This is a genomic window from Neorhizobium sp. 05N33, assembly GCF_056397445.1.
In genome coordinates this window covers 225,441-239,365 of the sequence record NZ_JBFTNK010000008.1, presented here as the reverse complement: position 1 = coordinate 239,365, position 13,925 = coordinate 225,441, and the positions used below count along the sequence as shown (strand labels likewise).

Below are 13,925 nucleotides of genomic sequence, written 5' to 3'. Positions count from 1 at the left end.
TGACGCGATCCGTGCCATTCTCTCGGTGCTGCCGCTCGACACGCCGCTCCAGAATTCTGCCGGTCGCATGGAAGTCATGGGCGCGCCGGGCGAAATTCCGACCGTGCAAGGCGAGGTGCAGGCGGAGATCGACCGGGCGGAAGGCAGGCATTCGCCCATGTACGGTATCGAGCGCTTCGCTTTCTACGATCTGGCCAAGAAGGCCTATTGCGTGATCTCGACCGGCGAAACGCGCTTCTATGGCTGCTTCCTGTTCACCAAGGGCGTCATCCCGCCTGCAGGCGTGTGAGGTTTTCGGCATGGGAACCGGAATTTCCATTCTCGGCATTTTCGTCGCCGACACGGCCTATCTCGCGCCGCGCATGCCAGCCGTGGGTGAGACCATCGCCGGCAGCGGCTTTTCCGTCGGGCCGGGCGGCAAGGGATCCAATCAGGCGGTGGCTGCCGCGCGGGCAGGGGCCGACGTGTCCTTCATCTCGAAGATCGGCCGCGACACATTCGGTGATCTGGCGCTCAAGACCTACGAGCAGGCCGGTGTGACGGCGAAGCTGACCGTCATGGACGACCATCCGACCGGCGCTGCCTTCATCTATGTCAACGACCGTACCGGCGACAACGCGATCATCGTTTATGCCGGAGCGGCCGGCACGATCGACGTCGAGGATGTCGAGGCAGCGCGGGGTACCATCGAGCTATCCGCCGTGTTCATCACCCAGCTAGAACAGCCCGCACCGGCGGCCCATCGGGCGCTCGAAATCGCAAGGCAGGCCGGTGTCACCACGATCTTCAACCCCGCACCCGCGGGCGTCTTTCCAGCGGAGATCTACGGGCTCTGCGACTATATCGTCCCCAACGAGACAGAAGCCGCGGCGTTGGTCGGATTTCCGCTCGAAACCCTGGAGGATGCAAAGCGCGCGGGCGATGTGCTTTTGTCGCATGGTGTCGGTACGGCGGTCATCACGCTCGGCGGGCAGGGCGTCTTGTTCCACAGTGCTGGGCAATCCACTCATGTGCCCGCCGTCTCCTGCGGCCCAGTCATTGATACGACCGGTGCCGGCGATGCTTTCGTCGGCGGTTTTGCTGCAGCGCTTGCGCGGGGCGCGGCACCGCTCGATGCCGTCCGCTTCGGCTGCGCCACCGCCGGCATCGCCGTCACAAGACGCGGGACGGCCCCCGCAATGCCCACGCTTGCCGAGATCGAGGCGGTGATGGCGGGCTGACGCCGAAGTCCTGCCGGTGCAGCCGACTGAAACTTTTCGGGGCCGGTTTCGAGGTTCGTCCAGTCATGGCTGCAGATCCAGGCTGGCTGCTTACGCGCGCGTTCGTGCATCACGGGAAAAGGCCGGGAACCGGTCTCTCTCGCGTTCGTCATTACGAATTGGTGCGCTGCACAACAATTATAACTTTACAAGTAATAATAATCTTGTGAAGTTGCATCTGTAGTGATTGAAGTGAGCCAGACCCGTGCCAGAACCGAGATTTGCCACCCGACTGAATTCTTTTGCCTCGAAGCCGAAGGCCGAATGGCCCGATCTTTCGGGCAAGCCGACAATGATGCAGATGGCGACGCGCGCAGCCAAGGTCGAAGGTCTGACTGATCTCGATCTCAACTATCCCGACCATGTTGCCGACGATCCGTCGCTTCTGGCCGGGATGATTGGCGATCTCGGCTTGGCGATCAACGGCTTCGCCATGCGTTATTATACCAATCCGGCCTTCAAGATCGGCGCCTTCACCAACCCCGATCCGGCGGTTCGCCGCGAGGCGATCGACTTGACGAAGAAAGGCATCGACGCGGCGCGCGCCGCCGGCAGCAACCTGATGACGCTCTGGCTCGGACAGGATGGTTTCGATTATGCCTTTCAGGCCAACTATCATATGTTGTGGCAACACGAAGTAGATGGAATTCGTGAAGTTTGCGCCCATGATCCCGACTGCCGCATCAGCATCGAATACAAACCGAACGAGCCACGCTCCTACAGCCTGATGCCCGATTGCGCGACCACGCTTCTTGCGATCAAGGACGTCGATATGCCCAATCTGGGCGTGACGCTGGATTTCGCCCATGTGCTCTATGCCGACGAGCAGCCGGCCTTTGCCGCAGCTCTCATCGCCCGATACAGCCGGCTTCTCGGCGTTCATCTCAACGACGGCTATGCCAAGCGCGACGACGGCCTGATGGTCGGCGCGGTGCATGCCCAGCAGACGATCGAGCTTCTGCGCCAGATCCGTAAGGACGGCTATGACGGCGCGATCTATTTCGACACGTTTCCCGATATGACCGGTCTCGATCCGGTCCACGAATGCGAGGTAAACATCCAGACCGTCAAGCGGATGCTGACGGTGGTGGATCGCCTCGAGCAGGACAACCGCCTTTCCGGGGCGATTGACCGACAGGATGCCGTATCTGCGCAGGCCGTTGTCCAGGAGCTGATGCTCGGCTGAGCCGCCCGAACGCTGAAATTCTTGAAACCTTAAGAACCTTGAACCCAGGGCATGCCGAAGGCGTGCCGATCGACACCATCCGGGAGGAACCGATGAAGATCTTTATGAAGACGACCCTTGCTGCCGGCGTCGCCGCCAGCTTCCTGTTCAGCGCAGCCGTTGCGCAGGATCTCGCGCCGCTGAATTCCGATACCGAAAAGAATCGCATGGACTGGTCGGAGCTTGAAGCCAAGCTCGGCCCATTTCCCAAACTGCCCGAGGGCACGAAGGCCGGAGCCGTTTCAAAGACACTGACCAACGAATACTGGCGGTCGCTCGGCGAAGGCTATGTGTCCCTCGGCAAGAAGGTCCACGTGCCCGTCGTCTATCAGGCCGCCCAGAGCGAGGGCGACCAGCTCGGCCAGCTGACGATCGCCGAAGGTATGATCACGCAAGGCTATAACGTCCTGCTGGTCTCGCCGCAGACGGACGCCAACCTGCAGCCGGTAATCGAGCAGGCCAAGGCCGCCAAGATTCCGGTCGTCAACGTCAACGACGCGGTCATCCCGCAGGCCGAGCACTATGTCGGCAACGTCCAGCGCGATAATGGCGTCCGCGTCGCCAAGTGGTTCATTAAAAACCGTCCCCAGGGCGGCAAGGTGGCGATTGTCGAAGGTCAGGCCGGTGTCTACGCTGCCGTCCAGCGCACCGACGGCTTCAAGTCGACCATCAGCGAAGGCGGCAAGTTCAAGGTCGTCGCCAGCGTTCCCGGAAACTGGGACCGTCAGACGTCCTACGATGCCGCTACCAACATTCTCAACCAGCATCCAGATCTCGTCGGTTTCTATGCCAACAATGACGGCATGGCGCTCGGCATCGTGGAAGCCGTCAAGGCCGCCGGCCTTGCCGGCAAGGTCGCAGTGTTCGGCACCGACGGAATTTCCGATGCCTATTCCTCGATCAAGGCAGGTGAACTGACCGGCACCGTCGACAGCTTTCCGGTCTTGACAGGCGAAGTCGCGCTCGAAACCGCGCTGCGCCTTGTCGCCGGCCAGAAGCTGCCCCGCGTCGTCGCCACGCCCCAGGCCCTCATCACCGCCGACAATCTCAGCCGCTACCAGGGTGCGAACGTCGATGTCCGCGCGGTGCTGATGGAAGATGCCAAGGCGGCCAAGTAACGAACGTCGAATGGATGCCGGCCGTCAAGGCCGGCATCCGGGTTTAGTGAACGAGGTGGAATAATGATCCCCCGACTGAGATTCGAGACGATCTCCAAGAGCTTTCCCGGTGTGAACGCCCTCACCGACGTGTCGTTCGACGTTGCACCCGGCGAGATCCACGGGCTCCTTGGCGAAAACGGCGCCGGCAAATCCACCCTTCTGCGGATACTCTCCGGCGTGTTTCGCCCGACCTCCGGAATGGTCTTGATCGATGGCCAGGGCGTTGCCTTCAAGAAGCCGATGGATGCCCGCGGAGCCGGCATCGCCATGATTCACCAGGAACTGCAGCAGGTGCCGCATCTGAGTGTCGCCCAGAATATGTTCCTCGGTCATTCGCTGACCCGCATGGGGGGGCTGTTCGTCTCTCGCCGCGAGCAGGAGGCGCGCGCCGCTGAAGCGTTATCGATGATCGACAGGAGCATCGATCCTGCCGCTCCAATCTCCTCCCTTAAGGTGGCGCAGCGCCAGATTGTCGAGATCGGCCGTGCGCTGCTGGACAACGCGAGGGTCGTCGCCATGGACGAGCCGACCTCCAGCTTGACGCCGACCGAGTTCGACCGCCTGGCGGAGGTGATCGCCAGCCTCTCGGCGAGAGGCGTCTCGATCATCTATGTCTCCCACAAGATGGACGAAGTTTTCCGCATCTGCCAACGCGCCAGCGTCATGCGCGACGGCAAGCTGGTCGGCAAGGTCGATCTCAAGACTGCGTCGGAAAAGGACGTCATCGCGATGATGGTCGGTCGTCAATTGATGCAGGAGGAACACAATTCCTTCGTGACCGATACGGTCAAGCTCGACGCGAAGAATCTCTCGTCGGCAACGAAGATCCGCGATGTGTCCTTCACGCTACTCAAGGGCGAAGTGCTCGGCATTGCCGGGCTCGTGGGCTCAGGCCGAACGGAACTGCTGCGGCTTTTGGCCGGCGCCGACCGCCTGAGCGCCGGATCGATCACCATCGACGGCAAGGCAGTGCGCTTCGCCACGCCACGCGAGGCGATTGCTGCCGGCATCGGTCTTGTGCCGGAAGAACGCAAGCGGGAGGGGATCATTCCTCTGCGTCCCGTGAGCACCAACATGGCGCTCGCTTCGCTCTCCAGCTTTTCCGCGGGCGGCATGATCAGCACGGGCAAGCTTCGTGCGACCGCGCAGGTTTTGTTGAAGCGCGTCAACCTGAGACCGTTCCAACTGGATCGGCCGATCCGGCTATTCAGCGGAGGCAACCAGCAGAAGGCGATCATCGCCCGATGGCTGGCGGCCAAATCGCAGATCCTGCTGTTCGACGAGCCCACCCGCGGCATCGATGTTGGCGCCAAGTCCGAGATCTATCACCTGATCGAGGATCTCGCCCGCGAAGGCCATTCGATCATCGTCGTGTCCTCGGAATTGCCGGAGATTATCCGGCTCTCCGACCGCGTGCTGGTCATGCGGGAAGGTCGGGTCGCTGCCGGTATTCCACGCGACCAGCTGACAGAAAGCGCGATCGTTGCGCACGCCATTCCGGGGGCGAATGCCGGTGCGGCGGATACACGTGCCGCCCAGACCGCATGAACCAGATAGGACATACCCAGATAGGACATACAATGACCAGTTCGTCGAACGCTGCAGAATCAACACCGGCCTTCCGCCGCTTCTCGTTTTCGCTGCGCGACGCGGGAACGCTGATCGGCCTCATCGTCATCATGGCTGTATTCGCCGCACTCGTCCCGGGATTCCTGTCCGAGCGAAACCTCGTCAACATTCTTCAGCAGTCGAGCATCAATGCGTGCCTGGCGCTTGGGATGACGCTGGTGATCATTTCGGGGGGCATCGATCTGTCGGTCGGTCCGATGGCCGCGATCTCCGCCGTCATCACCGCGACCCTGCTGCTCGCCGGCACGCCGATACCCCTGGCGATCCTTGCGGGTCTCGGCGTGGGCATCGTCTGCGGCTTCATCAACGGCGTGCTCGTCGCCTATGTCGGCCTGCAGCCGTTCATCGTCACACTCGGCACGCTCAGTACCTACCGGGCCATCGCGCTCATCTATACCGGCGGCAATCCCGTCCTCGGCATTCCCTCGGGCTTCCGCTCGCTCTTCAACGGCAATCTCTTCGGCATTCCGACGCCAGTCATTATCGTCGCGGTCGTGGCGATTGCCGCTTGGATCCTGCTCAAGAAGACGCCGATCGGCGAATATCTGATGGCTGTCGGTGGCAATGAAGAGGCGGCTTATGTGGCCGGCGTTCCGATTGCGCGCACCAAGATCACAGCCTACGTCATTTCGGGCTGGCTGGCAGCGCTGGCTTCGCTGATCCTGATCGGGCGTCTGGGAGCTGCCGAGCCTATCCTCGGCAATCTATGGGAACTCGACGCGATTGCGGCTGCGGCCATCGGCGGCGCTTCCCTGATGGGCGGCAAGGGAAGCATTCTCGGCACGATCCTCGGCGCGATCATCCTTGGCGCGATGCGCAACGGTTTGACCCTGATGAATGTCCAAGCCTTCTATCAACTGCTCGCCACCGGCCTTATAATCCTCGCCGCAATGATAATCGATCGCGCGACAAGGGGACGGGGATGAACGGTGAAAGCTTCGACATGAAGGCCGTGGGACCACGCATCCGCATGATGATGCCGCTCTTGACGCCGCTCGAAGCAAAGGTCGTCGATACCGTTTTCGCCATGCGGGATTTCAGCGACGAGACGTCGCTCAAGCAGATCGCGGAGAACGCCGGCGTTTCCGAAGCCATGGTGGTCAAGATAACCAAGAAGCTCGGCTTCTCCGGCTTTCGCGACTTCCGCTCTGCCGTTAGCCAATACAACCGGCAGCCGACGGCGGAGATGCACCAGGAACTGTCCGTGGACGATACCTCGCTCGAAATCGTCCAGAAGGTGTTTCGAACTTCGATCCACGCGCTCGAGGAAACGCTTGCCATTCTCGACATGGCAGCATTCGACCGGGCGGCGGATCTGATCCACAAGGCAGCAACGCGGGATTTCTACGGCGTCGGCGGCTCGGCGCAGATTGCCCGCGACGTGGCCCACAAGTTCTTGAGGATCGGCGTGCGCGCCAGCGTGTTCGACGATTCGCACATGATGCTGATGTCGGCCTCGCTGCTGGCGGAGGGCGATATTGCCATCGGCTTCTCCCATTCCGGCAACACGATCGCGGTGATCGAGGCGATCCAGCTTGCGCGCAGGAACGGCGCGCGCACCATTGCCATCACCAATTACGGCTCTTCGGCGCTCGCCCAGTCCGCCGACGTGGTTCTGTGTTCCACCGCGCAAGGGTCGCCGCTGATGGGCGAAAATGCTGCGGCACGCATCGCCCAGCTCAATATTCTCGATGCCATCTTCGTGGCCGTCGCCCAGCGTGACTATCAGGCTGCCGAACGCAATCTTGAACGCACCATGTCCGCCGTAACGTCCAAACGAAAAGATCGCCTCCTATGACATCTTCGCCCGTTGTCACCGTCTTCGGCAGCCTTCACTACGATATCGCCGTTTTCGGCCCGGCACGGCCCCGCAAGGGCGAGACAATAACGGGGACGTCCTGGCATCCGAAAAGCGGCGGCAAGGGAGGCAATCAGGCGGTTTCGGCTGCGCGTACGGGGATTGCCACCTCCATGATCGGGGCTGTCGCCGATGACGACTTCGGGCGATTTCTCATCTCGAATCTCGACCGTCGGAATGTCGATCACACATTCGTTCGGCGCGGCGCCTGGCAATCGACCGGCATGAGTGTCGCTATTTTCGACGACGAGGGCGACTATGGTGCGGTTATCGTGTCGGGCAGCAACCTGACGCTTGGCGACCATGATGTCCTGGCGGCTCGCGATCTGCTCAGCAAAACAACAGTTCTCGTTCTGCAAAATGAGATTCCCGATGCCGCCAACGTCGCGGCGGCAAGGGCCGTCAAGCAGGCAGGCGGGTGCGTGTTGATCAATGCAGCCCCGGCACGCGTTCTGTCGAACGAGCTGCAACCCCTCATCGATATCATCGTCGTCAATGCCATTGAGGCCGAAATGCTGGCCGGCGTCCCGGTCGTTGAAACACTCGACGGCGCCCTTGAGGCCGCACGGAAACTTGTGCGGATCTTTCCCGAGGTCGTCGTCACCGCTGGAGGTTCGGGTGTCGCCTACGCGAACCGCGATGGAAAGGAGATCGTCATTGCGGCTGTGAGGGTGAATGTTGAAAGCACGCATGGGGCGGGAGACGAATTTATCGGCGTCCTTGCGGCGGAAATCGCGTCTGGCAAAACGATGAACGACGCGCTTCGAAAGGCGAACATGGACGCGGCAAAACTGGTTGGTACACCTGAAGCAGACCGTCTTGGGTAAAGTCAGCAGGTAAAAGCCTCCGGCACCGTTCAAGCTTGCCTGTCGTACGGCTCGATGATCGCCCACTGCTTCAAGCGACGCTTTGCACCAGTAATCCCAAGAAACACATGGCCGTGCGGTGTTTGTCAGCTGGTGCGCGACCTGAAGTCAGCTCGCTCAGGAATGCTTAGAAAATCTAACGCATATTCCCAATCTTCTAAATTGAGCTAACCGCTTTTCGCTCCTACTGTCTGGCCACAAGCCGTTTGTGGGAGGCGGCCGAGAGGGGCGCAGGCAGGTTGCCGCGTTCTCCGGGAGGAGACTTTATCATCGCGGGAACCGCATTCGCCGGAGGGGCAACCATGCCCGCAATCCGGGAGCGGTTGTTATCGATCGGGTCTCCGGCCGGGCTCTGTGCAAAAGATATTCCCCAGCCGAGGATGTTGAAATGAATCTGTATTCACTGCTTTCGCTTCGTGCCGCCGATGGACGTCCGGTCAGGGTCGGCCTGATCGGTGCCGGCAAGTTCGGGTCGATGGTGCTCGCCCAGGCCCAGCGCATTGCCGGCCTGCACATGGTTGCCGTGGCCGATCTCGATGTCGGAAAGGCGAGGGAATCCATGCAGCGGGTTGGCTGGGCCAAGGAGCGCTACAGCGCGACCAGCGCCGGCGATGCCGTCAAGAACGGCACGACCTTCATCACCGATGATGTCAAGGCGCTGTTCGAATGCGGCGAAATCGAATGCATCATCGAGGCGACAGGCCATCCGATCGCCGGCACCCGCCATGCGCTGGGCGCGATCGAGCACAACAAGCATGTGGTGATGGTCAATGTCGAGGCCGACGTCATGGTCGGGCCGATCCTGGCCGAGAAGGCCCGCGCCAGGGGGCTCATTTATTCCATGGCCTACGGCGATCAGCCGGCGCTGATCTGCGAACTGGTCGACTGGGCACGCGCCACTGGCTTCGAGATTACCGCCGCCGGCAAGGGCATGAATTTCGAGCCGCGCTACCGTTATTCCACCCCGGATACGGTCTGGGGCCTCTTCGGCTGGACCGAGGAACAGGTCGCGGCGGACAATCTCAACCCGAAGCTCTACAATTCCTTTACCGACGGCACCAAGGCCGCAATCGAAATGGCTGCGGTCGCCAATGGCACCGGCCTGGATTGCCCGGATGATGGCCTGGCCTTCCCGCCCGCGGGCCTCCACGATCTCGCTCGCGTCTTCCGCCCGGCATCCGACGGTGGCCGCATGGCGCGTTCGGGTCTCGTCGACATTGCCGCCAGCCAGGAGCCGGATGGTCGCGAGGTGTTCAACAATATCCGCTACGGCGTGTTCGTCACCTTCAAGGCGCATAACGAATATGCCCGGTCCTGCTTCAAGCAATATGGCCTGCTGACCGATCCGTCGGGCTGGTATGCCTCGATGTGGCGTCCGTTCCACATCATCGGCCTGGAGACGTCGATCAGCGTCCTGTCCGCCGTGCTGCGCAACGAGCCGACCGGTTGCTCCAAGGAATTCCGCGGCGATGCGGTCGCGACCGCCAAGAAGGACATGCAGCCCGGCGAAATGCTGGATGGCGAGGGCGGTTATGCCGTCTGGGCCAATGCCATTCCGGCAACCCGCAGCCTTGATCTCAAGGCCCTGCCGATCGGTCTTGCCCATAACGTCAAGCTCAAGCGGCCGATCAAGAAGGATCAGATCGTCTCGTTCGACGACGTCGAGATCGTCAATGACCTCGACGTGGTGAAGCTGCGCCAGGAAATGGAAGGCAGCTTCCGCCCGGCCAAGAGCGCGGCAGCGTGAGCACGGGTGACCAGATGAGCCCGCCAGCCTTTGTCGTGATCGCGGAATTCCAGGTGAAGCCCGGCAAGATGCGGGCTTTCCTGGAAGCTGCGCGGGATGACGCCAAGCACTCTACCGCAGATGAGCCTGGTTGCCGGCAGTTCGACGTGATCTGCCCTGAAGGATCGGAAGATACTGTGGTGTTCTACGAGGTCTATGATAGCAGGGCCGCCTTCGACGCTCATCTGGAAACGCCGCATCTCGAGCGTTTCCGGCAGGCTTTCCCGCCGCTGATCGTCGAGGAGCGGCCGGTCCGCTTTTCACGCCGGGACTATCCGTGATGGCGGGAGAAGGACAAATGACCGAGAGCATACAGCGCATTGCCGTCATCGGCACCGGCATCATGGGAGGCCCCATGGCCGGGCGTCTGGCCGAGGCAGGTTTTGCGGTTTCGGGCTGGAACCGGACGCCGGAAAAGGCGGCGGCGCTGAGCGGCCGCGGCGTGGTCACGGCATCGGATGCCGTCGCCGCCGCAGCGGACGCCGACGTGGTGATCTGCATGCTGAGTTCCGGTCCCGTCTGCGAAACGGTGCTGATGGGCGAACATGGCGTGATCTCCGCCATGCGGCCGGGAGCGATCCTGGCCGTCATGAGCTCCATTCCGGTGGAGACCGCCGTGGCCCTGGTCAAGGAGGCCGCCGATCACGGTGTGGCTTGTGTCGATGCGCCGGTTTCGGGTGGCGAGAAGGGTGCCAGGGAAGGAACGCTTGCGATCATGGCTGGCGGGGATGCCGCAGTCGTCGATCGGCTGCATCCGGTCTTCGCTCCTCTCGGGCGGGTGACCCATGTCGGCCCGGCGGGCAGCGGCGCGCTGACCAAGCTTGCCAATCAGTTGATCGTCGCCTCGACCATTTGCGCGGTGGCCGAAGCGCTGACGCTCGCCAAGCGGGGCGGTGCCGATCCGGCCAGGGTGCGCGAGGCTCTGCTCGGCGGGTTCGCCGACTCCACGGTGTTCCGCCAGCACGGCCTGCGCATGGTGGAAGGCAATTTCCAGCCCGGTGGGCCCGCGAAATATCAGGTGAAGGACACATCGACGGCGCTGGCCTTTGCGCGCAGCCTTGGATTGACGCTACCGGTCAGCGAGGAGGTTGATCGGCTTTTTCAAGCCATGGTGGATGATGGTGACGGCGATCTCGATCACAGCGGCGTCATTCTTCAATTGCAACGCATGAACCGGGGCGGAGGCTAGTCCGCCTGACATCCAGTTGAGACTATCAAAAGGGAGGAATGAAAATGAAACACTTCGCACTTCGCAGCCTGTTGGCCGCCGCTACCATGCTGACCGCCTCGATCGTCCAGGCAGCGACGCTGACCTTATCGACGCCTGATCCAGACAATTCCGAAATCACCGTTGCAGCCAACAAATTCGCTGAACTCGTGGCCGCCAAGACCAACGGCCAACTGACCGTCAAGGTCTTCCCGAACGGCACGCTCTATGGCGGCGATCCCTCCGGCGCCGTAAAGCAGCTGGCCGGCGGTTCGCTCGACATGCTGCTGCTCGCGACATCGCTCTATGCCAACTTCAATCCGAAGTTCTCGGCGATCTCCATCCCCTACGTCTTCGACAACGAGGCGCAGCTGCGCAGCTACCTCTCGGGCGCGCCGGGCCAGGAGCTGATCACTGATCTCGAAAAGATCGGCATCAAGGGCATCAATCTCTGGCCGCGTCCGTTCCGCCAGATGACCAATTCCAAGCTTGCGATCACGAAGCCCCAGGATCTGTCGGGGCTGAAGTTCCGCGTGCCGAACAATCCGCTCTGGGTCGAATTCTTCAAGAAGATGGGTGCGGCGCCGACGCCCCTTGCTTTCGCGGAGGTTTACAACGCCCTGCAGCTGAAGGTCGTCGACGGCCAGGAAAACCCGATCAACGTGCCGCTCAGCGCCAAGTTCTACGAGGTGCAGAAATATGCTTCGATCACCAATCACATGGGTGACGGCTGGGTGCTGGGCATCAATCCGGCGAAATTCGAGGGATTGAGCGAAGCGCATAAGAAGGCGCTTGCGGAGGCGGGCAAGGAAGCGGAGGCCTGGAAGGTCGCAAACGACGCCGCAACGGCGGAGACTACCATCGCGGAGTTGCAGAAGCACGGTATGGAAATCAACCGCCTGACGCCCGAGCAGCAAAAGGCGTTCGTGGCGATCTCGAAGGGCCTTTACCCGGTCTTTGCCGGACTGGTGAAAGACCAGGCCTTCTTCGACAAGACCATCGCCTTTGTCGGAAAGAACTGATCCTTCGTCCCAAGCCGGACCGGTCCTGCACCGGTCCGGACAGGAGAATAAGCCATGGTTAAAAACAGCTCTCTCTTAAACAAGATCATCAAGGGCATGACCGATGTCGTCGCCGGCATCGCCGTGTTCTGCGTGCTGATCGTCGTCCTTCTCCAGGTCGCAAGCCGTCTTCTCGGCGTTCCGGTCTCATGGACCGAGGAGGCTACGCGTTATCTTTTTGTGTGGATGATCTTCCTGGGACTGGCGGCGGGCTTTCGCACGGTGGAAACCGCGCGCGTGGTTGTCTTTCTGGCGATGCTGCCACGCGCGATCCAGCGGCTCTCGGTGCCGATCTATGTGACGACATCGGTCATCTTCTTCGTCCTGACAGGATGGACCGGTTATCATCTGGTCAAGCAGCAGTTCATGATGAACGAAACCACGGCCACGCTGATCGTGCCTATGTGGGTGATCGGCATGATCATGCCTCTTAGCTCCGCCTTGGCGGTACTTGCCATCTTCGAATCCTTACGGACCCGCCGCGACCTCATTGAAATTTCCGATCCCGCCCAGGGCATGCCGGAAATCACGCTCGCCGAGACTGTACTGCCCAAGCCGGAGAAGCAGCCATGAGCCTCGTTCTTCTTGTCCTTTTCCTCGTGATGAGTGCGTTTGGCGTTCCGCTTGCCGTTGCTCTAGGCCTCGCCAGCTTGCTGGCCATCGTGGTCTTTACCTCGACCCCGATCGATCTTCTGGCGCAGAGCATGTTCTCGGCGATGAATTCGTTCCTGCTGGTCGCGGTGCCGCTGTTCATTCTGGTCGGGGTGCTGATGGAGCGCGGCCGCGTTGCCGAAAAGCTCTTCGACTTTGCTGAAGCCATCGTCGGCTGGCTGCCGGGCGGACTCGGCCATGTGAACGTGGCATCGTCCGTCATTTTCGGCGGCGTGTCCGGGTCGTCTGTTGCCGATATTGCTTCCATCGGCGCAATCGAGATCAAGGCGATGGAGCGCCATGGATTTCCCAAGGGTTACGCCGTGGGGATGACGCTCTGTACCTCCACCCTCTCGTCGATCATTCCGCCGTCAATCCTGATTGTCATTGCGGGATCGATCGCCAATGCCTCCATCGGCACGCTGCTGGTCGCCGGCCTCATACCCGGCCTGTTTATCGCGCTGATGTTCATGGTGTTTAACCATTTTTACGCGGTACGGTACGGCTTCAACCCGTCCACGCCGTTCAACATGCGCCTGGTGGTGACGACGGGCATCGCGGCCATCCTGCCGATGCTGACGCCCGTCATTCTGCTGATCGGTATCGTCGATGGCTATTTCACGCCAACCGAAGCAGCCGGTATCGCAGTGCTCTATACCCTGTTTCTATCGGTCATCCTTTACCGCACAATTTCGCTGCGGGAACTGCCCACGATCTTCATCGAAACGGCACGGACCTCGGGCACGATCCTCTTCATTGCCGCCACCGCCAAGCTGGCCGCCTGGGTCTTCACTTTCGATGGTCTGCCGGCGCAGGTGGCGACGTTCCTGGCCGCGATCAGCACCGGCCCGACCATGGTTCTTGTCCTGATCTTCCTGTTCCTGATCGTCGTCGGCATGTTCATGGATGCCATCGCCGCCATGTTCATCCTGATCCCGGTGCTGATGCCGTCAGCCGTCTCCCTCGGGGTCGATCCGATTCACTTTCTGATCGTTATGGTCATCACCCTGACGCTTGGTCTGGTGACGCCGCCCGTCGGGGTTTGCCTGTTTGCCGTGGCGCAAGTGGCGAAGATGTCGATCGAGGATGTGATCAAGGGCTCGCTTGCGCCAATGTCCATCCTGGTCGGGGCCATTCTCGCACTGGTGCTGTTCCCGCAGCTGACGCTGACGCCCATCCGGCTGCTGGGCCTCTACTGAAGCGGCAGCGAAATATGAGCCATC

At 61.3% G+C, this 13,925-nt stretch carries 14 protein-coding genes; all 14 read left to right on the top strand.

Features of this window, described 5'->3' with window-relative positions; genetic code table 11:
- Positions 1–289 (top strand): RbsD/FucU family protein (locus AC1DLT_RS20770; RefSeq protein ID WP_477488007.1); only part of this gene is annotated, 289 nt, incomplete at its 5' end.
- Positions 290–299: 10 nt separating this feature from the next.
- Positions 300–1,220 (top strand): ribokinase, encoded by a 921-nt coding sequence (gene rbsK / locus AC1DLT_RS20765; protein ID WP_477488006.1) that lies wholly within the window; start codon positions 300–302, stop codon positions 1,218–1,220.
- Positions 1,221–1,464: 244 nt separating this feature from the next.
- Positions 1,465–2,445 (top strand): sugar phosphate isomerase/epimerase family protein, encoded by a 981-nt coding sequence (locus AC1DLT_RS20760; protein ID WP_477488005.1) that lies wholly within the window; start codon positions 1,465–1,467, stop codon positions 2,443–2,445.
- Positions 2,446–2,537: 92 nt separating this feature from the next.
- The gene (locus AC1DLT_RS20755) at positions 2,538–3,602 is read left to right on the top strand and encodes a sugar ABC transporter substrate-binding protein (RefSeq protein ID WP_477481805.1); all 1,065 of its coding nucleotides are present in this window, start codon (positions 2,538–2,540) and stop codon (positions 3,600–3,602) included.
- Between the two features lie 63 nt (positions 3,603–3,665).
- On the top strand, positions 3,666–5,192 hold the full coding sequence (locus AC1DLT_RS20750) for a sugar ABC transporter ATP-binding protein (RefSeq protein ID WP_477488004.1): 1,527 nt from the start codon (positions 3,666–3,668) through the stop codon (positions 5,190–5,192).
- A 32-nt stretch (positions 5,193–5,224) separates the two neighbouring features.
- The gene (locus AC1DLT_RS20745) at positions 5,225–6,199 is read left to right on the top strand and encodes an ABC transporter permease (RefSeq protein ID WP_477488003.1); all 975 of its coding nucleotides are present in this window, start codon (positions 5,225–5,227) and stop codon (positions 6,197–6,199) included.
- On the top strand, positions 6,196–7,071 hold the full coding sequence (locus tag AC1DLT_RS20740; protein WP_041364133.1) for a MurR/RpiR family transcriptional regulator: 876 nt from the start codon (positions 6,196–6,198) through the stop codon (positions 7,069–7,071). The genes AC1DLT_RS20745 and AC1DLT_RS20740 overlap by 4 nt, the downstream gene beginning before the upstream one ends.
- Positions 7,068–7,958: a ribokinase gene (locus tag AC1DLT_RS20735; RefSeq protein WP_477488002.1), complete on the top strand. Its 891-nt coding sequence runs from the start codon at positions 7,068–7,070 to the stop codon at positions 7,956–7,958. Before AC1DLT_RS20740 ends, AC1DLT_RS20735 begins: the two co-directional genes overlap by 4 nt.
- Positions 7,959–8,385: 427 nt before the next feature.
- Complete coding sequence (locus AC1DLT_RS20730) at positions 8,386–9,744, top strand: NAD(P)H-dependent oxidoreductase (protein WP_477488001.1); 1,359 nt, start codon at positions 8,386–8,388, stop codon at positions 9,742–9,744.
- Between the two features lie 14 nt (positions 9,745–9,758).
- Positions 9,759–10,064 carry a putative quinol monooxygenase gene (locus tag AC1DLT_RS20725; RefSeq protein WP_477488017.1) on the top strand — a complete coding sequence of 102 codons (306 nt, stop codon included), beginning with the start codon at positions 9,759–9,761 and terminating at the stop codon, positions 10,062–10,064.
- A gap of 17 nt (positions 10,065–10,081) precedes the next feature.
- Positions 10,082–10,972 carry an NAD(P)-dependent oxidoreductase gene (locus AC1DLT_RS20720; protein WP_477488000.1) on the top strand — a complete coding sequence of 297 codons (891 nt, stop codon included), beginning with the start codon at positions 10,082–10,084 and terminating at the stop codon, positions 10,970–10,972.
- 44 nt (positions 10,973–11,016) lie between these two features.
- Positions 11,017–12,012 (top strand): DctP family TRAP transporter solute-binding subunit, encoded by a 996-nt coding sequence (locus AC1DLT_RS20715; RefSeq protein ID WP_040124210.1) that lies wholly within the window; start codon positions 11,017–11,019, stop codon positions 12,010–12,012.
- A 54-nt stretch (positions 12,013–12,066) separates the two neighbouring features.
- Positions 12,067–12,624 (top strand): TRAP transporter small permease, encoded by a 558-nt coding sequence (locus AC1DLT_RS20710; RefSeq protein WP_477487999.1) that lies wholly within the window; start codon positions 12,067–12,069, stop codon positions 12,622–12,624.
- The gene (locus tag AC1DLT_RS20705) at positions 12,621–13,901 is read left to right on the top strand and encodes a TRAP transporter large permease (protein WP_477487998.1); all 1,281 of its coding nucleotides are present in this window, start codon (positions 12,621–12,623) and stop codon (positions 13,899–13,901) included. The genes AC1DLT_RS20710 and AC1DLT_RS20705 overlap by 4 nt, the downstream gene beginning before the upstream one ends.
- Positions 13,902–13,925 lie beyond the last annotated feature (24 nt).

Coding starts and splice junctions, on each gene's coding strand:
- rbsK (WP_477488006.1), top strand. CDS start 300: ATGGGAACCGGAATTTCCATTCTCGGCATTTTCGTCGCCGACACGGCC.
- AC1DLT_RS20755 (WP_477481805.1), top strand. CDS start 2,538: ATGAAGATCTTTATGAAGACGACCCTTGCTGCCGGCGTCGCCGCCAGC.
- AC1DLT_RS20750 (WP_477488004.1), top strand. CDS start 3,666: ATGATCCCCCGACTGAGATTCGAGACGATCTCCAAGAGCTTTCCCGGT.
- AC1DLT_RS20745 (WP_477488003.1), top strand. CDS start 5,225: ATGACCAGTTCGTCGAACGCTGCAGAATCAACACCGGCCTTCCGCCGC.
- AC1DLT_RS20740 (WP_041364133.1), top strand. CDS start 6,196: ATGAACGGTGAAAGCTTCGACATGAAGGCCGTGGGACCACGCATCCGC.
- AC1DLT_RS20735 (WP_477488002.1), top strand. CDS start 7,068: ATGACATCTTCGCCCGTTGTCACCGTCTTCGGCAGCCTTCACTACGAT.
- AC1DLT_RS20730 (WP_477488001.1), top strand. CDS start 8,386: ATGAATCTGTATTCACTGCTTTCGCTTCGTGCCGCCGATGGACGTCCG.
- AC1DLT_RS20725 (WP_477488017.1), top strand. CDS start 9,759: ATGAGCCCGCCAGCCTTTGTCGTGATCGCGGAATTCCAGGTGAAGCCC.
- AC1DLT_RS20720 (WP_477488000.1), top strand. CDS start 10,082: ATGACCGAGAGCATACAGCGCATTGCCGTCATCGGCACCGGCATCATG.
- AC1DLT_RS20715 (WP_040124210.1), top strand. CDS start 11,017: ATGAAACACTTCGCACTTCGCAGCCTGTTGGCCGCCGCTACCATGCTG.
- AC1DLT_RS20710 (WP_477487999.1), top strand. CDS start 12,067: ATGGTTAAAAACAGCTCTCTCTTAAACAAGATCATCAAGGGCATGACC.
- AC1DLT_RS20705 (WP_477487998.1), top strand. CDS start 12,621: ATGAGCCTCGTTCTTCTTGTCCTTTTCCTCGTGATGAGTGCGTTTGGC.